At 65.3% G+C, this 18,301-nt stretch carries 13 protein-coding genes; 5 read left to right on the top strand and 8 right to left on the bottom strand.

Annotated elements, in window-relative coordinates:
• Positions 1 to 9: 9 nt before the first annotated feature.
• Complete coding sequence (locus H6718_15710) at positions 10 to 1,446, bottom strand: sulfatase (GenBank protein MCB9586846.1); 1,437 nt, start codon at positions 1,444 to 1,446, stop codon at positions 10 to 12.
• A 121-nt stretch (positions 1,447 to 1,567) separates the two neighbouring features.
• Here H6718_15710 and H6718_15705 point away from each other — a divergent pair, with 121 nt between their 5' ends.
• Positions 1,568 to 2,140: a hypothetical protein gene (locus tag H6718_15705; protein ID MCB9586845.1), complete on the top strand. Its 573-nt coding sequence runs from the start codon at positions 1,568 to 1,570 to the stop codon at positions 2,138 to 2,140.
• Positions 2,141 to 2,259: 119 nt separating this feature from the next.
• Here the strand turns inward: H6718_15705 and H6718_15700 are convergent, their stop codons facing one another.
• Positions 2,260 to 3,234, bottom strand: a complete 975-nt coding sequence (locus H6718_15700) for a hypothetical protein (GenBank protein ID MCB9586844.1) — start codon at positions 3,232 to 3,234, stop codon at positions 2,260 to 2,262.
• 233 nt (positions 3,235 to 3,467) lie between these two features.
• Between H6718_15700 and H6718_15695 the strand changes: the two genes are divergently transcribed.
• Entirely contained in the window at positions 3,468 to 5,117 is a 1,650-nt protein-coding gene (locus H6718_15695) for a L,D-transpeptidase (protein ID MCB9586843.1), read from the top strand.
• A 32-nt stretch (positions 5,118 to 5,149) separates the two neighbouring features.
• Here H6718_15695 and H6718_15690 read toward each other — a convergent pair whose 3' ends face one another.
• The 5 genes from H6718_15690 to H6718_15670 form a co-directional block, all read right to left on the bottom strand.
• On the bottom strand, positions 5,150 to 5,863 hold the full coding sequence (locus tag H6718_15690; GenBank protein ID MCB9586842.1) for a hypothetical protein: 714 nt from the start codon (positions 5,861 to 5,863) through the stop codon (positions 5,150 to 5,152).
• Positions 5,860 to 7,836 (bottom strand): HAMP domain-containing protein, encoded by a 1,977-nt coding sequence (locus H6718_15685; protein MCB9586841.1) that lies wholly within the window; start codon positions 7,834 to 7,836, stop codon positions 5,860 to 5,862. Before H6718_15685 ends, H6718_15690 begins: the two co-directional genes overlap by 4 nt.
• Before the next feature lie 13 nt (positions 7,837 to 7,849).
• Positions 7,850 to 9,070, bottom strand: a complete 1,221-nt coding sequence (locus tag H6718_15680) for a hypothetical protein (GenBank protein ID MCB9586840.1) — start codon at positions 9,068 to 9,070, stop codon at positions 7,850 to 7,852.
• 10 nt (positions 9,071 to 9,080) lie between these two features.
• Positions 9,081 to 9,671, bottom strand: coding sequence for a hypothetical protein (locus H6718_15675; protein MCB9586839.1), 591 nt, complete (start codon positions 9,669 to 9,671; stop codon positions 9,081 to 9,083).
• A gap of 62 nt (positions 9,672 to 9,733) precedes the next feature.
• Positions 9,734 to 13,108: a serine/threonine protein kinase gene (locus tag H6718_15670; GenBank protein MCB9586838.1), complete on the bottom strand. Its 3,375-nt coding sequence runs from the start codon at positions 13,106 to 13,108 to the stop codon at positions 9,734 to 9,736.
• A gap of 412 nt (positions 13,109 to 13,520) precedes the next feature.
• Here H6718_15670 and H6718_15665 point away from each other — a divergent pair, with 412 nt between their 5' ends.
• Both H6718_15665 and pruA read left to right on the top strand, forming a co-directional pair.
• Positions 13,521 to 14,729, top strand: coding sequence for a hypothetical protein (locus H6718_15665; GenBank protein MCB9586837.1), 1,209 nt, complete (start codon positions 13,521 to 13,523; stop codon positions 14,727 to 14,729).
• Positions 14,730 to 14,823: 94 nt separating this feature from the next.
• On the top strand, positions 14,824 to 16,431 hold the full coding sequence (gene pruA, locus H6718_15660) for an L-glutamate gamma-semialdehyde dehydrogenase (protein ID MCB9586836.1): 1,608 nt from the start codon (positions 14,824 to 14,826) through the stop codon (positions 16,429 to 16,431).
• A gap of 4 nt (positions 16,432 to 16,435) precedes the next feature.
• Here the strand turns inward: pruA and H6718_15655 are convergent, their stop codons facing one another.
• Positions 16,436 to 17,200: a glucose 1-dehydrogenase gene (locus H6718_15655; protein ID MCB9586835.1), complete on the bottom strand. Its 765-nt coding sequence runs from the start codon at positions 17,198 to 17,200 to the stop codon at positions 16,436 to 16,438.
• Between the two features lie 98 nt (positions 17,201 to 17,298).
• Between H6718_15655 and hemH the strand changes: the two genes are divergently transcribed.
• A complete protein-coding gene (gene hemH, locus H6718_15650) occupies positions 17,299 to 18,189 on the top strand; it encodes a ferrochelatase (protein MCB9586834.1) in 891 nt (296 codons plus the stop codon).
• Positions 18,190 to 18,301 lie beyond the last annotated feature (112 nt).

Here is an 18,301-nt window from a genome sequence, read left to right as displayed (position 1 = left end):
CAGAAAAGCTCACATCGGACCGGTTGCGGTGCTGCCGTCCTTCAGCTTGTTACCGCCATAGGGCTTGACCTCCTTGACCTTGCCCCACTCAGCGTCGAAGCGCTCCACCATTTCCTTGAACTTGTCGGGCTCCGTCTTGGCGAGATCTTTGGACTCACCGGGATCGGCCTTGAGATTGAACAAGTCCTTACGCCAGCCGTTGTCATAGACGATGAGCTTGTAGTCTCCGACGATCATCGCGCGCACGCGGGGATTGTTGCTGTCCGCCGGGAGATCCAGGATCACCGGCCGCTCCGCCGGCTCCTCGCGTCCGTACATCTCCTCCACCAGGCTCTTGCCTGGGAACTCGCCTTCGGGCGCCTTGACGCCCATCAGGTCGAGCACCGTGGGAGCGATGTCGATGGCCCCGCGAGGGGTGTCGATACGGCGACCTTCCTCACGATCTGGCAGGTGAATGAACAGCGGTACGTGCGTCAGCATTTCCCACAGGGAAAATGCATGACGGAACTGATGGTGCTCGCCAAAGGCTTCACCATGGTCTGCGCTGACGATTACGGCGGTCTTGGACCACCAGGGCTGCGCCTTGCAGTAGTCGAGCAACTTACCGATGTGGAAATCCGTGTACCACATCTCGGAGTCGTAGCGCCCACGCGCCGACTTGCCGAAGTCGGGAGCCTCCTTATGGGCGTTGTAGACGTCGTGGGGGTCCATGTAGTGCAGGTACATGAAGAACGGCTTGTCCGCCTTGACGGCTCCCAGCTGTTCGATGGCCATCGGCGTCATCTTCTGGCTGGTGATGTGGTTGTCGGTCTGGGCGTCGAAGTCGATGCCGGGCACGACGCGCCAGTCATCGAAGCCTTGATCCATCTTGTTTCCGCGCTTCATGTACATGTGGGCGTGGCCCGCCATGGTGTGCACGCCTGCCGCCTGCAGGAGCTCCGGAAAGAAGGTGTCCGCATCGGAGTACTTCGTGAAGAAGAAGCCGCTTCGACGCAGCGCCGAGGGGTACTTCCCAGCTAGCAGCCCGCCAACGCTCTTCGCGGTGTAGCTCGAGATGGAGTGCGCACGGGTGTAGCTGACGCTGTGCTTCTCCAGTTCCGTGAGGTTTGGCGCGATCGGCTTGTCGTAGCCAGCCCAGGGCATGTCGGCCCGCATGCTGTCCACGAGGATCAAGAGCACATTCAGCGGCCGATCCGGCGCTGGCTTCGGCGGCGGATCTGGCGGCGCGGTCACGGTCGCGCTGGGTACAGCGCTCGGAGGAGCAGCCGCGGACGCCACCTCGGTGGGCGCGCTTGCAGTGTTGGCGGTCGGCTGCTCGGCTGGCGGAGCATTGCCACAACCCAGCGCCAAGAGGCCCGCGAAGCACAGCAGCGCGCTGGGGCGTACGGCCGGAGATTGGCTGGCGCGAGCAGGAGACAGGAGCGAGTGTGGTGGGGTTGAACGCATTGGGGCGACGTAGCCCGATCTGGGATCCGGATCCAGCCTGGCTACACAACGGACCGGTGCCGGAAACCTCAGGGATGCAATTCAATTGCCGAAGCCATATCCGCGTGCGAACCTTTCCCACATGAAGACCCGGCTCTTGATCCTCACTTCCATTTTGGCTCTTAGCGCCAGCATCGCTGGTTGCAGCGATGACGGCGACAGCAGCAACGGCGGCAGCGGCGCGACCGGTGGCACCGGCGCAAGCGGCGGCAGCGGTGGCACCGGCGCTGGCGGCAGCGGCGGCGGCACGACGCTCCCCAAGGACGCATGCGTCGACCTGCAAACCGAGTACGAGGCCTCGTACGACGTGGGCGGCGAGATGAAGACCATCGGCGACATCGCTGGTGATTGCGGTCGTGGAATGTGCCTTGGCGACCTTGGCACCGACAACTTCGGACCCTGCGTGCAGACCTGCATCGACACCGCGACGAACAACGCGATCGCCGCGAACGACTGCTCACGCTGCGTGGTGATCACCGTCGAAGTGGCGGCGACCAGCTGCGTCAGCAAGTGCATCTCCGACAAGAACGAGTGCGGCCCGAACGGCGACCTCAGCTGCTGCACGGCCTGCCTGTGCGAGAACAACGCTTACGATCAGCTCGTGTCTTGCACGGGCATCCCAAGCACGACCTGCGACGCCTACGCCGCGCAGTGATCCTCAGCACCTGAGGCCGCGGTCATTCACGCCTGCTGTGCGAAGCTCGCAGCAGGCGTGGCTACCAGGTCTCGAAACTCTCCCAGGCTGCCTCTCGGCGGCCTGTTGGCTTTTGTGGCCTACGCCGTGCGGCGAAGCTCTTGTAGTAGCTCAGCCGCGTTGCTTGGCCGACAGGGGATGCTGAATGGACCGTGGTTGGTCTCGAGCAGCACGTGCCAAGCGTCCTCGCCGTCGGGGCTCACAGCGTGCACTCGGCTGAGCGTGGCCGGGGGAATGCGGAACTGCTGACGGCGGATCCCGAGCGTACGCGCCTCCAAGATCAGGCCTTCTGGACCGCTGCGGAGCACCAGCCGGTTCGAGATCAGAGCCAGGCCGAGCAATGTCAGCAGGCAGGTGAAGAAGACCGCAAGGGCGACGCTCAGAACGGAGAGCGGCAGCCCCGTTTGAGATCGGCGATAGATGTCGATCCCCCACATCAGGCCAACGCCGACGCCTCCGATCAAGACCGTGATTCCGCCGGGCAACGGCGGGTCGTGACGCTCGAGGAGGATCTCGCGGGGCGAAGAGCTCGGCCGCTCAGAGGCGCTGGCCTCTTCGTTAACGGTCCAAGGCGCGGCGCCTTTGGGCAGTCCCCAGCCCGAGCGCAATGGCAGGGGACACACCTCGAGCAACCGGCTCAGGTCGCGTACGACGAGCGCCGGGTCCTTTCCGCTGAGCAGCACCAGTTCGCGCCCGGCGCGGGCCTTGAGGCGCACCTCGTAACAGATGATCGGCACTTCATCTGGGTTCTGCGTGCTGCCAGCAAGCTCCAGCGTCTGAATGTCTTCCAGGGCGATGGGGTTGCCTGCGCCCTCCAAGCGGCGCTCTCTCAGGTTCAGCAGCAGGCGTCGACGACGAGGCCAGCTGAGTCCGATCAAGCCGCCACCGATTCCGGCTAGCACCAGGAAGGTAAGCCAGTGTGGAAGCGTCAGATCCTCCCCCAAGAACGGGAGCAGCGACGCCAGCACGAACAGCGTACCGACCCCCAGTCCCCCGCGTACCGGGGTTCGACTCTCGAAGACGAGGACGTCGCTGTCGAGACGTGCCAGGCGCATGGGTCTGGCGGGTCTTAGTCCCATTTCGCCCGCGGATGCCTGCTTTTTTGCGCAGGCTACGGATACGACTGCGTATGTTGCATCTCGCCCCACCCGAGGCCTCCGTTGGACCGACACACGGGCCTCAGAATTTGGGGGTGAGGGCGCGCTGGAGAGCGCGTGCGCGCCACGAGATCCGCCGAAAAACCGCGATCTTTTTGCGACTTCGGCCCCACTTATGCCATGCGAGGAGCATGCGCAGCTCAGTCAGGTTCGCAGCGTGTCTCGGCGCGCTGGCGTTCGTCATCGGATGCTCCAAGGGCGACGATCCAGACGCTGACGAGACCAAGCTCTCGGCAGCTGCTCCGCGTGGGAGCGGGCAGGCCAAGGGCGCCAGCAGCGGAGAGCCCACGCAGCCAGCCGAAGCCCCCGATCCCATCGCTGAGCAGCCGGCTCAGGCGCCGCTTGTGGACCTCTCCGGCGTTGCCCGCCCGGCGGCAGTGACCGTGGTCAAGCCCGGGCCGCGCGTTTACGCCAAGGCGCTCCGCGTCTGGGTCTACCAGCAGCCCACCCGCAAGAGTCGGCGCCTCGGCTACCTGCGCTCCGGGGCCTCATCCCCGACGAGCGCCGAGCCTGCGGGTCACGATGACTGTCCCAAGGGCTGGTACCCGGTCGAGCCGGGGGGCTTCGTCTGCACTGGCCGCCGCGCGACCCTGGACGGCAAAGACCCCGTGGTGCTGGCCACCCAGGAGTACCGTCCGGACCACATGCGCAAGCTACCGTATATCTACGGTACCGTGCGGAAACCTGGACCGATCTACCGCCGCCTGCCCACGAGCGAGGAGCTCCAAAAGAAGGAGCCAGGGTTCGACGAGCGGATGAAGGACTGGCTCGAGGCGGAGGGCGAGATTGGCGCGTCCTATGCACAGCACGTATGGCTGGGGGGAGAGGGCGAGGTACCTGACCCGACGAAAGCCTGGGAGGACAAGCTCACGGAGGGAGTCCCGGAGTATCTAAGAAACGGCGCAATGGCGCCGAACCTCCTGCATTTCAAGGGTGATCTGAACGCCCTGAGCATCGAAAACATGCGCCCCAAGGTCGGTTACTCGTTCCTCCGCACGTTCTTCTGGGAGGGACGGCGGTACGGGGTGACGACCGGCCTCCGCGTGATGCCCACGGACCGACTGCGCCCGATCCAAGGTTCGGACCTCCACGGTGTGCGGATCCCCGAGGATATTGATTTCCCGTTCGCACTGGTGCGCAAGCCGTTCGCGTACTTCTACGTCTTCAAGAAGGACAAAGGCCGGCTTTCCAAGTTCGAGAAGGCCCCCTACGGCGGCGCCGTCAGTCTGACTGGCAAGCAGCGCTTCTTCGAGAAGGTGCTGCACTACGAAACCAAGGACGGCTACTGGCTGAGCGATCGCGAAGCCTCCCGCATCGAACCTGCGAAGAAGATGCCCAAGTGGGGCAAAGAGGGCAGCAAGTGGATCGACGTGAACCTCACGCTGCAACGTATCGTGTTGTACGAAGGCACGAAGCCCGTTTACGCGACGCTAATTAGCAGCGGTGAGGCAGGCCTCGAGGACCACAAGACGAGCACCGCGACCAAGCGCGGGATCTTCCGTATCCACACCAAGCACGTCACGACGACCATGAGCTCGGACGAGGTGGGGGAGGAGTTCGAGCTGCGTGACGTGCCCTACGTACAGTACTTCGAGGATGGATATGCGCTCCACGCGGCGTACTGGCACGACCGCTTTGGCACGCCCAAGAGCCATGGCTGCATCAACCTGGCTCCGGAAGACGCGCGGCGCATCTTCTACTGGACCGAACCCCACGTGCCAACGGGTTGGCACGGCGCGTTGCTACCGCTGAAGGGCACGATCATCTTCGTGCACCAATAAGCAAGCGAGTTTCCTCGCGGTACACCGTTAGTTCAGGCGGCGTCGGAGGCGGCGTCCTTACCAGCGTCCGAGCCCGCATCGGAGCCCGCATCGGAGCCCGCGTCGTTGCCGGCGTCCGAGCCAGCATCGGTACCGGCGTCCGAGCCAGCGTCCGTACCGGCGTCCGAGCCAGCGTCCGTACCGGCATCAGTCCCAGCGTCCGTACCGGCATCAGGATCGAGCTTGCCGCCGCAGGCTCCGGGGGCGCTCAGTTCGACGTCTGCGCTCGCCTTCAGGTCGTTCCCATCGGCGTCTTTCAGAGCGACGCCGTCGTCATCAGCTAGGATCACGCTGACCGCGTACACGACGCCGAGCGGCGCATCCGCCAAGGAAAAGGTGTGGGATGTGCTGCTGCTGCGTGCATCGCGGCTGAAGTCTGCGCTCGCGATCGAGAACTCGAGATGGCCACACGCACTGCGGCTCCCGCAGCTCCCGGGAGCACGCAGCTCGGCGTCGGTGACGCTCACCTGAACCGCGACGGAGCCGTCGGCGTCGTGTCCACGCTCCACGCAGTTCCCTCCCGGAGTCCACGCAGGCGCGCCTACGGGGGTGATCCTGGTGAGGCTCAGCGTCGGCGGAACCGCCTTGGTGGAGCTGGTCGTGGAGTCGGTACTGCTGCAGCCGACGATCAGCGACGCGCCTAATAGTGAGGCGAGGTATGAAACCGCACGGAAAGATCGGGGCCAGAGACGGCGTGAATAACTCATGATTTCTTTGGGGGTAGCTCCGCCTGTCTTGACGCGCCGAGCATGCGTTCCGCGGTTTCTCCCGCTTCGCGGTCGAGCTTGAAGCCCTGAACACTGTCTTCGAGGGAGCCGGCGAGACCGTGGAGCTTTTCCCCGGTAGCGACGGCGGCCTGGCTCGAGTCGAGCACCTGTTCTGCGATTTGCTGGACCGCGTCCATGTTGCGGGCGATTTCGTCCGAAGCGATGGCCTGCTCTTGCACCGCGAGGGCAGTGTCGTCAATTACCTTGATCAGGGACTGCAGGTCGCCGAGCGTGCTGCTCACCAGGCCGGTGCCCTCCTCGACTTCCCGTGAGCCATCCTGCATCACTCGCACCGCCTCGCCGGTCTGGTCGCGAATGGTGCCGATCAGATCTTCGATGTCCTTGGCGCTCTGACCCACGCGCTTGGCCAGACTACTGACCTCGTCGGCGACCACCGCGAATCCTCGTCCGTGCTCTCCGGCATGGGCCGCTTCGATCGCGGCGTTCAGCGCTAGCATCGTGGTTTGCTCGCTGATCTGTCGGATCACGTCGACGATGTTGGCGATGCGCTTGCCGCTCTCGCCCAGCGTCTCGATGCGGCCCGCCGCGTCCTCCACGGTCTTTCGGATCTCCGCCAGGCGGCCGATGGCGTTGTGCACGGCCTCGCCCGATTGCTTGGCGCTGCGCGAGGCGCTCGCGGCGTTCTCCGCGACCTGCTGGATGGACGATGAGAGCTCCGTGACGGCAGCAGTGGAGCCGCTGATCTTCTGTGCCTGATGGCGAGCGCCGTCGAGCATCTGCTTCGAGATGGCAGAGATCTCGCCGGAGCTGGCGCCCACCTGAAACGCCGAACGTTGAACCGAACCTGCCAGATCGTGGATCTGACTGAAAACCTGGTTGAGGTTCGCCGCGAGCACGCCGAGCTCGTCCCGAGTACGCACCTCGAGCCGCGTCGTCAGGTCCGCGTCACCACGCGCCAGCTGGCCGGTGACTTCGATGTACCTACGCAACGGCCGGGTAATTTGTGCCGCGAGGAAATAGCCAACCAGCAAAGCGATCGCCGCTGCGATTGCGAAAATCCCGGCGATCTTCACCGTATGCTCCCGCAGCTCGTCGGTGGTGTGCCCACGGGTGCGCACCAGGTACAGCGTGCCGAGCTTGGCGTCGCCCTCAGGGCCCAAGTAGCCCTTGGCGTCACCCTTGTAGAAGTCGAAGGTCTCATCGGCGTCGAAATCCAGCACCGGTACCTCGACGTCCTCACCGTCGACGCTCTCCCAGATACTGCGCGGCTTGCCGATGGCGTGGAGCAGCTGCTTGTTCTCTTTGGAAGGCAACGCACTCGCTACGACGCGATCGCCAGAAACAAGCGCGATGCGGTGTTGCTTACCTGGCTCGTTCGAGCCTGAGTTGGCCGCAAAATCCTTGAGGAAACGCGTGAGGCGCTGACCAATGAGCAGCGTACCAACTACACTGCCGCCTTGGGTTTGGATGGGCACGCCAGACAGCCGGTAGACGTCGCCGTCGATCACCCCGAGCTCGCTGCGGATCCCTTTACCCGCCTTCAAGTCCTGGAACATCCGCGTGCCGCGGTAGTCGGGGACGGAGTCGAAGCCAGGCGCCTGAATCACTTTCCCCGAGGCATCGCTGAAGGTGATGATCTCGGGAGCCATCGTCCCGGACAGCACCTCGGAGAGCCGCTTGATGGCTTCCAGCGCCTGCGCTGGTTCACCGCTCGCCAGGGCCGCGACTAGCGCGGGATCCTTCGCGACGACGCCCGCCGCGGCGTACTCCGATGTTCCGGTTTGACGCAGGTCGCGCTGGAAGCGCTGAAAGTGCGTCTTGAGATAAAGCCCTCGACCTTGGGAGCGGAGGGCGTCGTACGCCGTCCAAGCACCCAACGCCAACACCACCGCGGACACGAAGACGATCGTCCCCATGATCTTCCCGCGCACGCTCAACGTCGCCCAGCCCATGCGACTTGGCACGCTAACTCTGGTGGCGGTCGCTTGACAAACCAACACGTGACCGAGCCCAGAGTCGGCCCTGAATCAGTGTGGATACACACACCGAAACGCCCGCAATCGCGCCGGTCCAAGCCAGAATTGCGGGAGCTTCGAGGTGATTTAGCAACAGACCCGCCCCGAGCCCTCCAACGGGCACCGTCACGCCGATGACCCAAGTTCGTGCCCGGCGGCGGTCCGCGGGGGGCATCACTTCGTACAGCAGGTTCGTCACAGGGCCGCGCAGAGCGGCGCGGAGCTCTCCGTCGACCCAGCGCGCACCCAGCGCCAACCCCACCGCCGCGACGGGACTCACGATGCTGGTCAACGCCAGTCCTAGCTGGCCCAGCAGATACCCTAACCCCCAAACCCCGTTGACGGACTCGAGTCGGCCGGCCGCCAGCCAACGCCTGAGGAAGGCGACCTGGATCAACAAACTGAGCAACGCGGTTGCGACACTGTAGCCACCGAGCACGCGGATCAGGCTGTGCTCGTCGAAGGCGTGAGCCAACACGCCGCCGCTCTGCGTGATCAACGCGACGCGCCCCACGGCCAACGCGAGCGCGCCAAACATCAGCGCGGTCAACATGCGGTGGGAGCCAGAGCTGGCGTTGACGCTCGCCGGCATCGGCTGCTCGAAGCGCTGGCCGAAGTGCATCGAGGTCGCGAAGCCACAAGCAGCGGCGTAGCCGATCGCTGCGAGCACCATCACGACGCCCCTCGAGCCCGCGAGCAACAAGAGCGCGCCGCTCGCAAGCGCTCCGATGCGGCCGAGCGCGTAGATCCCCGGTAGGCGCTCAGCGCGTTCGCCGCGGGCAAGCTTCTCCAAGGTCAGCACGCCAAAGTCGATGCTGCGCTGGCGCGTGACCAGCGAGCCAGCGACGAAACACAGGTAAATTGCCCAGTGATCGAAGGGCCGAAAGAGAGAAACCAAGCACAGTACCGTGCCTAGCCCGGTGGCCAGGGCGATGCGTGACGCGGCGCTCAATCGCGAGAGTAGCCGCTCGGCAAGCACCGACCCCACCGCGTCCATTCCCGCACGGATCGCCAACGCCAAGGGCAGCGCCGCCGCGCCAATCCGCTCGACGAAGCGAGCGAGAACGAAGGCCTCGAGCGCCGTTTCGCCAAGCTGAGCGCAGGCTAAGAGCCAGCCGAGGCCACCGGCTCCTGGGGCACTGCGCGAAGTGGCAGGCGTCAAACGCGACACCCGCGAGGGATCACTGAGGCACCGGAGCGCGATTGCTGCGGCATATTTTCGCACGGAAACGGCCGCGAATGCGACTGGGGCCGCGACCGTCCTGAGCGGCCGTGTCGAAGCCCATCACTCCGCTGACCTCGCCGTACTCGTCCAGATTCACCGTCTGCAGCTGCACGCCGCCGCCCGCGCCAAACAGGTAGCCCTTGCCGCCGATGCGCACGGTCGGCTCCGCGACAGGGTGCGACTGCACGCCGGCGGTCATGCCGCGTAGCTCGGGTCCGGCCCAGGTGTAGCTCCCGGGCTGGAGCGCCATGCCTGGGGGCGTGGCGACGACGACGGAGACCATCACTTTGCCCTCGGGTGGCGGGACGAATTGCTCACAAGACGCCTCGTAGTCGGCGAGGGTCAGGCGTAGCTCATTGCGCAGGCCGGGCAGCTCGACGTACTCGGCGAAGGCGGCTTTGGGTTTGAACTGAACCGCTTCACCCACCCCGACATCGACCTCGAGGGGCGCGACCTGTTGCTCGTCACATCCAAGCAACCCGCTCAGCGCCGCGAGCGCCATCAAGGCGCCGAGCGTCTGCGGGAGGTGGCTGTTTCGAGTCCCCATGAGCGCAGATCCGCACAGATTGCCGTCCCGAGGCAAGCTCTGAAGCTGGATTTAGGGCTGACTCAACCCGTTGCCGCTTCCTCGGGAGCGGTGATCGGCCAGGGCAGCTGCTTCACCGATTCGCCGAGCGAGGCGAACGCCTTGCGGGTGTCCTTGGCGCTCGGCCGGTGTCTTGGATCGCGCCGCAAGCAGGCCGCCAGGATCGTCATCAGGTTCGTGAGCTCCGTGAACTGGCCGAGCTTGGCGATGTGATCCGGCCAGCCGTCGTGTCCCACGTGGCTCGAGGCCAGGGTCATCTCGTCGTCGCCGTCGAACAGCGTATTCGCGGTGAGCATCTCGTAGGCGGTGCACGCGAACGCGTACATATCTGCGGCTTGGGGTGGGGGGGTGAGGTCATCCGGAACCACACCGAGGATCTCCGGCGCGCAATATTCGAGCGTGCCACAACCGGGACGCAGCTGGCGCCCGCTCAAACCGAAGTCCACGAGCACGGGATCCGCGCCGTCTCTCAAGATCACGTTGCCAGGCTTCACATCCAGGTGGCCTACGCCGACCTCATGCATCGCCTCGAGCCCTGCCAGGATCCCATCGAGGTAGCCGAGCACGCGCTCCGTGGTGAGGGATCGACTCCGGATCAGGCGATCCAGGCTGAAGCCTCGGATCAGCTCCATCACCAGAATAGGCTTCGGCCGAGACGCCAGGTCGAAAGTAACGAAGCGCGCCAAATTGGGATGTTGTGGCAGCCCGAGCAACGCGCCTGCTTCCTCCCGGAAAAGTTGTAAGAACTCCTGCTCGGAGATCGAGCGCGCCATGGTCGGGTCGTATTGCGGCACCTTCAGGGCGAACAGCTCTGCCTTGTTCGAGTGGCGCTCTTCCACTCGTCGGGCGACGAAGACCGAGCTGACACCGCCAGCGCCCAGCGCTCGTACGACGTAGAAGCCGCCGATGGTGCGACGGGGCAGCAACCAATCCGGTAGGGCCTCCCGGCGCTTTTGTAGCGGGATCGCGTAGACGTCGCTCGGCGGGCTGGCGGGCAGCGAGGCGATGCGTGTCGTGACGCTGGCGATCGCTGCAGCCAGCGCCGGTGGAAGGTCAGCCGCGAGCTCACCGATGGCCATGGCCATTTGATCGCGGTTCGCCGGGACGCCAGCAGTCACCGCTCGCTCGATCAACGCCGAGAGCGGTGGCACATCGGCGATGATCATGATGCTTGCGCTGCTGCCGCCGCTCGCGAGCAGCCGGCGACTTGCCGCGGCGCTGAGCCTACGCAGAGCATCCACTGCGTGCTCCAGGTCGGCGATCGCGTTGTTTCCCCCTGCGGTGTCGACGATCTCCGAGAGACCACGGGCGGCGGCTATGGTCTCTAGCGCTCGGCCGATACGCAGCACGACCTGCCGCAGCGCTTCCCCACGGTAAGAACCCGTAGAGGACACGCGACGGCTGAGCTCGACGGTGGCGGTCGCCAACGCCGCTTCCTTGCCGTCGACATCGGGAGGGGGCAGCGAGTCGAGGTTCCCATCTGCGATGGAGTCGAGCGCGCCGCGATTTCCGCTTGCCAGGAAGCCGGCCCATGCGGCAGCAGGTGCGCTCACATCTTCGCTGGTGGATGCCTCGGCTATGGCGGAGACACTGCGGGCGTCGTCCAGTTCCCTCGCTAGCACGAGGAAGATGTCGCTCGGATCGGCCACGCCTTCGCGCACCGCGGCGTCGAAGGAGCGAGCGAGCGTGGCGCAGGTGATGCGGTGCAGGCTACGAGGACAGCTCTTCAAGCGCTCGATCATCAAGCGGATGATGTCGAGCACGCGGTTCTTCACGCGGGATGCCGCTTCTTCAGCGGTATCCCGCCCGGCGGTCTCGAGATCGACCAAGTGCAATAGGGTGCGCAGGCGCCGCCCGGTCCCGACGACCTGCGCGCGGTCGCCCCCGTCGGGTTCGCTCGCTCGTTCGCCCTCGATGAGCCAGCGACCGAGGCGTTCGTAGAGCTGATCGAGTTCCGGGACCGAGGCGTCGGTGTCTCCAGGTCGGCGTCCCAGGAGCAGCAGATCACTCAGTCGAGAGCGCTCGAGCGCGCCGGCGTCCAAGGTGAGCAGCGGAGGGAACGTCTCGGCGACCACTTCGCCGTCCGCGGACAAGCGCACGATGCGGTCCATCGCCGAGCTCGCTCGGGCCGCGGCCTCGAGGGCGAGCTCGTGAGCCATGCGCGCACCTCGGGTCTCGAACGCGATCAGGGCGCGGCGCACACTCTGAAGCAGGCCGCCTTCACTCTCCACGTCCTGTGACAGATCGTTGAGCGCCCGGTGGGCGACGTAGCCGGTCACGGGATCCGACGTGCGCATCTGATCGTCGAGCACGTCTCTCACGATTTCCTGTGCCCGCATCCCAAACCCAGGATTCGTGACGTCACGCAAGAGCTCGACCGTGGCCTCCGCCACATCCAAGCGCAGCGTGGCGGTGAGCCAATCCAGCAGATCTTCCGCGGCGTCGGGCTCGGTCTCGATCACACACGGCAGGCCCCACGTCATCGTGGCCGCGATACCCGGGTCGCGCTCCGCGATTGGCCCCTTGAGCAGGCTGCGGCACTGCTTCATCGCAGTGTCCGCGTCGCTCGACATGCACGCAACGAGGCTCACCGCCGCGCGTCGCCACTCCGTCGGCGTCAGCGCTGGATCGAGCGCCAGCTCAATTTCCTCGCGGATCTCAGGCTCGACGCCGGACAGCAGGCCGCGGGCGACGGCGGCGTGGCGCCAGACCAGCGGCTCCCGATCATCGAGCAGACGCTCGAAGACCGGGCGCACCCCGGGGCTGCGCAGCAGCTGACGCGGGAACGGGTCGCCTTGGTGGCTTCGAGTTACCGCCTCGCGCGCGGCGCGTTCGAGCAGACGAGCTGCCAAGCGGCGGGCAGGCAGGGCGCCCGTGGACGGCTCGGCGACCCAGCGCTCGAACAGCTCGCGGCGGGCGACCAGGGCGAAGGCCAAGGGATCGGAGTTGACGGAAGCGCCAATCGACAGATCCGTAACCAGGCTCACTCTTGCTCGCAGCGTCGCCGTGTCGAGAGGCTTGGCGTTGCCCAGTGCCATGCGGTGGGCAACCGCGGCGAAGGTGCTCGCGGTGCCGCCGTAGAGATGGGTGAAGGCGCGGCGCCCGAACTCCCGGCGTTCGTTTCCCGGAGGTAACGCTGCAGAGATCTCGTAGAGCGCGACGGCTCGGGAGCTCGGCGCGATCCAGTCGAGGTCGTCCGCCAAACCACGGTCGAGGGCGACGCGCGCGGCTGCTACCAGCTCAGAGACTTCCACGCCGTCGAGCGGCGGCGGGCCGTCGATGCGCTGAGCGCGTCCCAAGGCGGCGACGGCTTGGCGCCAGCTCGCTCGGCGCTCGTCAGCGTCCCCGAGCCGCGGAAGCGTGTTCAGGGCCTCCACTGGATTGGGTCGAAGGCGCATGCAGTCTTCTACATTACTACTGAGGGGCCCGGCTCATGCAACCCGTGGATAAGCTGAATGATTGGGTCGTGCTTGGTCGCTGGCACCGGTCGGAAGGACGATCGACGGCACCTCCAGGGGTGAACGGTCGCGGTTTGGGTTCTCAAGAGCTTTGGAGGTCCGGCTCGAACCATTGCTCCAGTCAATCCTCCGCCTGTAAGCGGGTGTGGGCAGTGAAGGATTGGACCCTCACCCCCAAATCCGCCCGACCAAAAGCAGCGCCGAAGCTCGCCTTGTCGGAGCTGGCGTACCGGGGCCAGATTGCCGGGGCCAGATTGCCGGAGCCACGCTTGCTGGAAGCCGCAGGCAGCCATTCCGAAGGCGTCTGAGTAGCGAGTTTGCGACGAAGCCGTGTAGGAACTAGCGTGACGCCATGCAGCCGAGTCCCGAGGAAGCCCTAGCGCGCGCTCAAGAGCACTGTTTCATGTCGGGAGTTGGGGATGTCGGCGAAGCGCTGTGCGCCGCCAACATGGCCTTTGGCCTGGCGAAGATGCACCACGTGCAACGCGAGCTCGGACTCCCCGCCGACGCTTCGTTCATTGGCGCGACGGACGCCACCGTGACCCGGAACACCAAGCGTTGGGGCCAAGGCTTCGGCTACGGCGGGCGCATCCAGTGGAGCGGCGACTTCGCGGTGCTCGACATCAAGAGCAACTGCTGCGGCATGATCGTCGTGGCACCCGAGCAGCCGGTGGATATCGAGGCGCTGGAGGCGAACGCCAAGCGCCTGCAGGCGAACCCGCCGTCGCTCGACGGCCACACCGTCGATTTCGACTTGGGGGAGGGCAACCACTTCGTCGACGTGTGCGACGTCGTGCAGACCTTCAACGGCGCCGAAGCCGACGCGCAGCAGTACGTGATCATCCACACCAGCGGCCACGAGTTTCGCGAGAGTTCACCTCACGGCCCCGGGATCTATTTCGATGCAAGCCCAGCGCTCGCGGCGATGCTCGAGCGGCGTGAAACTCCATGGGGCGACCTCCACATCCTGCAGGGGCAGGCTGCTCAGGACTGGTACGGCACCTACAGCTGGTGCCAAGACTTCAGCTTGAGGCGGCGTGAGCTGCTGGCTCGGGAGCTGGTGGGTTCCCTGAAGGTGATCTGCAATCGCACCCACCAGGGGCTCGAGGCGATCAACGACGCGATCTTGGGTTGCTACCACTTCAGCCAGAGCGACCTGGACAGCGGCCAACGCTTCCCGCTGACGTTGGCGCCGGACTTGCCCGCCTACTTGGTGCGACCAAAGCCCAGCTTTCAGACGCGCATCTTGGAGCAGACCGGTCTCTATCAACGCGCTGAGCGGCACGGACTGCTCGAGCGCTTGCGCGGCGTGAACTTGCTTCCGCACGGAGGTGGATACGCCTACAGCCAATACACCGAGGTGCAGGGCGTGCTGCAAGACGGCCCAGATCAGCGGCGTTTCCAGCTGAGTCGTCCCGACGGCGCGGTGGACGCGATCGGTGACGTGCGGGGCGCGGCGTATGGCTATCGCGGCGACGAAGTGCGCCAACGCATGCTGGAGCTCGACCTTGGAGAGATCGAGGTGGAGACCAAGATCTCGTACATTTTGAGCCGAGACTGAGCGCGTAGAAGCCTGCGGGTGGCATCGAAGCCGGGTCGGGGTGTAGCCTCGGGCAGCGGGAACATACAGCACCCCGCGTTGGAGGATCTGCAGCATGATTCAGGCGCCCGTGCCCCACAACGAACCCGTCTTGAGCTACGCCCCAGGGAGCCCCGAGCGCGCGGCGCTGCGAGCGGAGCTCGATGCGTATCAGGCGGAGTCACTCCCGCTTTGGATTGGGGGGGAGGCGATCTGCACGAGCCAGGAGTTGCCGTTCAGCTCACCGCAAGCACATGCAAGACAGCTCGGCAGCGCGAGTCTCGCGGGCACCGCCGAAGTCGCCAGAGCCGTCGAAGCCGCGAAGCAAGCCAAAGGCCCCTGGGCCGCGCTCTCCCAGGCTGACCGCGCTGCGGTGTTCCTACGTGCCGCGGAGCTCCTCGCCGGCCCTTGGCGGCAGAGGCTGAACGGCGCGACGTTGCTCGGTCAGAGCAAGACCCCGCATCAGGCGGAGATCGACTCCGCGTGTGAGCTGATCGACTTCTTGCGCTTCAACGCCCACTACGCCGACAAGCTCGCTGAAGACCAACCGAGCTCTTCCGCAGGGATCTGGAATCGCCTCGAACAGCGACCCCTGGACGGCTTCGTCTACGCGATCACGCCGTTCAACTTCACCGCCATCGCCGGGAACCTGCCGAGCGCTCCAGCGCTGATGGGCAACACCGTGATTTGGAAGCCGTCGCCCAACGCCATGCTCTCCGCAGAGCGGGTGATGCAGCTCTTCAACGAGGCCGGCTTACCGCCTGGGGTGATCAACCTGGTGAACGGCGACCCAGTCGCGATCACCTCGCAACTGCTCGACTCCCCAGATTTCGCAGGGCTGCACTACACGGGCTCGACAGGCGTCTTTCAGTCGCTGTGGGCCCAAATCGCGAACAACCTGCCGAAGTACAAGAGCTACCCGCGAATCGTCGGTGAGACCGGAGGCAAAGACTTCATCTTCGCACACCCGAGCGCGGACGTTCGGCAGCTCGCCGTGGCGATCGTGCGCGGCGGCTATGAGTTCCAGGGGCAGAAGTGCTCCGCAGCTTCTCGCGTCTACGTTCCGAAGAGTGTGTGGCCCGAGCTCAAGAAGATCCTCGAGGAGACGATCGCCCAGCTCCAGGTTGGCGACCCCGCTGACTTCTCGAACTTCATGGGGGCCGTGATCAGCGCCCAGAGCTTCGAGAAGATCTCCAAGTACCAGGAGCTTGGAAAGAGCGACCCGAAGGTGCGCTGCGTCGCAGGAGGGGGAGGGAACCGCGAGGTCGGCTACTTCATCGAGCCGACGCTCTTCGAGGTCGAGGATCCGAAGCACCGCCTGATGCAGGAGGAGATCTTCGGCCCCGTGGTGACGCTCTTCGTGTACGAAGACGCGCGCTACACGGAGGCGCTCGAGCTCGTGGACACCACCAGCGGCTACGCGCTCACCGGAGCCGTATTTGCCCGCGACCGCCACGCAGTCGTCGAGATGGCGAACAAGCTTCGATTTGCCGCGGGGAATTTTTATATCAACGACAAGCCGACCGGTGCCGTCGTCGGTCAGCAGCCCTTCGGCGGCTCCCGCCTGTCGGGCACCAACGACAAGGCCGGCAGCGCGCAGAACCTCGCCCGCTGGGTGAGCCCGCGCACCGTGAAGGAGACTTTGTGTCCCCCCACGGACTGGCGTTACCCGTACATGGGGTAAGTGATCAAACGATGGTCAAGCCGCCATCGACCACTAGGTTGTGCCCCGTGACATAGCTCGCGGCGTCGCTGGCTAAGAACAGCGCGGCGCCGGCGAGCTCTTCGGGCACCCCGATGCGGCCTAGCGCCGCGCGGGACGTCACGATCTCCCGAGCGGCGTCACTCTGAACGATGGCTGCTGCGAGCCGCGTGTCGATGAGCCCCGGGCTGATGCTGTTGACCCGCACGCCGCTCGAGCCGAACTCCATGGCCATGCTGCGAGTCATCGCGATCATCGCGGCCTTCGTCATGCCGTAAACGCCTTGCAGGGGCGACGCTCGCATCCCCGCGACGCTCGCGATGTTGACGATCGAGCCGGTGCCCTTGCGGTCGATGATGGTCTGGGTCACTCGTCGCGAGAGTTCGAAGGCGCCGCGCAGGTTGATATCGAAGGTCTTCTGGTAGGCCCCTTCATCGATGGTGAGCATCGGACCGAAGTAGGGGTTCGTGCCGGCGCAATTCACGACGACGTCCACCCGTTGCCACTCGGAAATCGTGCGGTCGAGCAGCGCTTGACACTGGTCGACGTGTCCGATGTGCGCCGCCACGGCGAGCACCTCACCCCCAGCTTCCTTGATCTTGGCTGCGACCTGGTCAACGCCCTCTTGCTTTCGGCTCGAGACCACGACCTTCGCGCCCGCCTCTGCGAAGGCGAGCGCGATAGCCTCGCCAATGCCTCGTGACGCGCCGCTAACGATCGCCACTTTGTCCTGCAAATGAATCAGCGCCATGAGCCCTGGATACTCAATGCGCGATCCGGCGTCGAGCCTCACCGGATCCTTGCCACGGGCGATTGCGACCCCAGCCTCGTGGCGTTACTAAGCCGGGCATGGCTGAAGACACGTTGGTGCTGCTGGTTGGCCACGGCACCGTGAGCGAGCTCGACCAGCTCCCGGAGTTCCTGAAGCGCATTCGTCGTGGTCGCCCGGCGCCGGACGAGCTCATCGCGGAGATGCGTCATCGCTACTCCGCGATCGGGGGTTCACCGCTCTTGCGCATCACCGAGGAGCAAGCCGCGGGTCTGAGTGAGCGCCTAGGCCTGCCGTGTCGGGTGGTGATGCGTTTCTGGTCTCCCACGCTCGACGAGATCCTGGACCAGCTGACGGCTTATCGGCGCGTTGTGTTGCTGCCCATGGCGCCCTTCAGCGTCCACATCTACAGCGGAGTGATCCGCGATGCCTTGGCGGCGTTTGCGGAGCAAGGCCGCCAGGTGCCGGAGGTCGTCGCCGTGACCCCCTACGGAGAGGATCCTGCGTTCGTCGCGGCTACTTCCGCGCTCGTAGCTCGGTCACTGGCTGAGCTTTCTTGCCACGCGGATACACCATTGATCCTCACGGCTCACAGCCTTCCCCTGGTCGTGCTGCGGGGCGGCGATCCCTACGCTGAGCTGTTTGGCGCAAGCGCAACCGCGATTGGCAAGTCGCTCGGGCGCCCCACGACGCTCGCATACCAGAGCCAAGGCGCGAGTGGGGGAGAGTGGCTCGGCCCAGCTCTCGAGGATGTGCTGAAGCAGGCCGCTCAGAACAACGCGACGGGGCAAGTTGCCATCGCCCCGGTCGGCTTCGTGGCGGATCATGTCGAGACACTCTTCGACCTGGACATCGAGGCCCGTGGCTGGGCGAAGGATCTAGGGCTCGAGCTGTTGCGAGTCCCCGCGCACAACACGGATCCGGCGTTCTTGGACGCGCTGGCTGACGTCGTGCGTCGGGCGAATAGCTGACACGCCGTAACCGCTCGCGTTCGCGCAGCTCAACGCTACTGCGCCGCCACAACAGCAGCTCTCCACCAGCTGGAGCGGCCAAAATACATCAACGAACTCGCGTGGTTTCGTG

Source organism: Polyangiaceae bacterium (assembly GCA_020633205.1).
In the GTDB taxonomy this organism is placed as follows: domain Bacteria; phylum Myxococcota_A; class Polyangia; order Polyangiales; family Polyangiaceae; genus JAHBVY01.
The sequence above is the reverse complement of the archived record's forward strand: the minus strand, read 5'-3'. Positions and strand labels throughout refer to the sequence as shown.

What these genes read in the sequence shown, in the direction of transcription:
- H6718_15710 (MCB9586846.1), bottom strand. Translation starts at nt 1,446, where the DNA reads ATGCGTTCAACCCCACCACACTCGCTCCTGTCTCCTGCTCGCGCCAGC.
- H6718_15705 (MCB9586845.1), top strand. Translation starts at nt 1,568, where the DNA reads ATGAAGACCCGGCTCTTGATCCTCACTTCCATTTTGGCTCTTAGCGCC.
- H6718_15700 (MCB9586844.1), bottom strand. Translation starts at nt 3,234, where the DNA reads ATGCGCCTGGCACGTCTCGACAGCGACGTCCTCGTCTTCGAGAGTCGA.
- H6718_15695 (MCB9586843.1), top strand. Translation starts at nt 3,468, where the DNA reads ATGCGCAGCTCAGTCAGGTTCGCAGCGTGTCTCGGCGCGCTGGCGTTC.
- H6718_15690 (MCB9586842.1), bottom strand. Translation starts at nt 5,863, where the DNA reads ATGAGTTATTCACGCCGTCTCTGGCCCCGATCTTTCCGTGCGGTTTCA.
- H6718_15685 (MCB9586841.1), bottom strand. Translation starts at nt 7,836, where the DNA reads ATGGGCTGGGCGACGTTGAGCGTGCGCGGGAAGATCATGGGGACGATC.
- H6718_15675 (MCB9586839.1), bottom strand. Translation starts at nt 9,671, where the DNA reads ATGGGGACTCGAAACAGCCACCTCCCGCAGACGCTCGGCGCCTTGATG.
- H6718_15670 (MCB9586838.1), bottom strand. Translation starts at nt 13,108, where the DNA reads ATGCGCCTTCGACCCAATCCAGTGGAGGCCCTGAACACGCTTCCGCGG.
- H6718_15665 (MCB9586837.1), top strand. Translation starts at nt 13,521, where the DNA reads ATGCAGCCGAGTCCCGAGGAAGCCCTAGCGCGCGCTCAAGAGCACTGT.
- pruA (MCB9586836.1), top strand. Translation starts at nt 14,824, where the DNA reads ATGATTCAGGCGCCCGTGCCCCACAACGAACCCGTCTTGAGCTACGCC.
- H6718_15655 (MCB9586835.1), bottom strand. Translation starts at nt 17,200, where the DNA reads ATGGCGCTGATTCATTTGCAGGACAAAGTGGCGATCGTTAGCGGCGCG.
- hemH (MCB9586834.1), top strand. Translation starts at nt 17,299, where the DNA reads ATGGCTGAAGACACGTTGGTGCTGCTGGTTGGCCACGGCACCGTGAGC.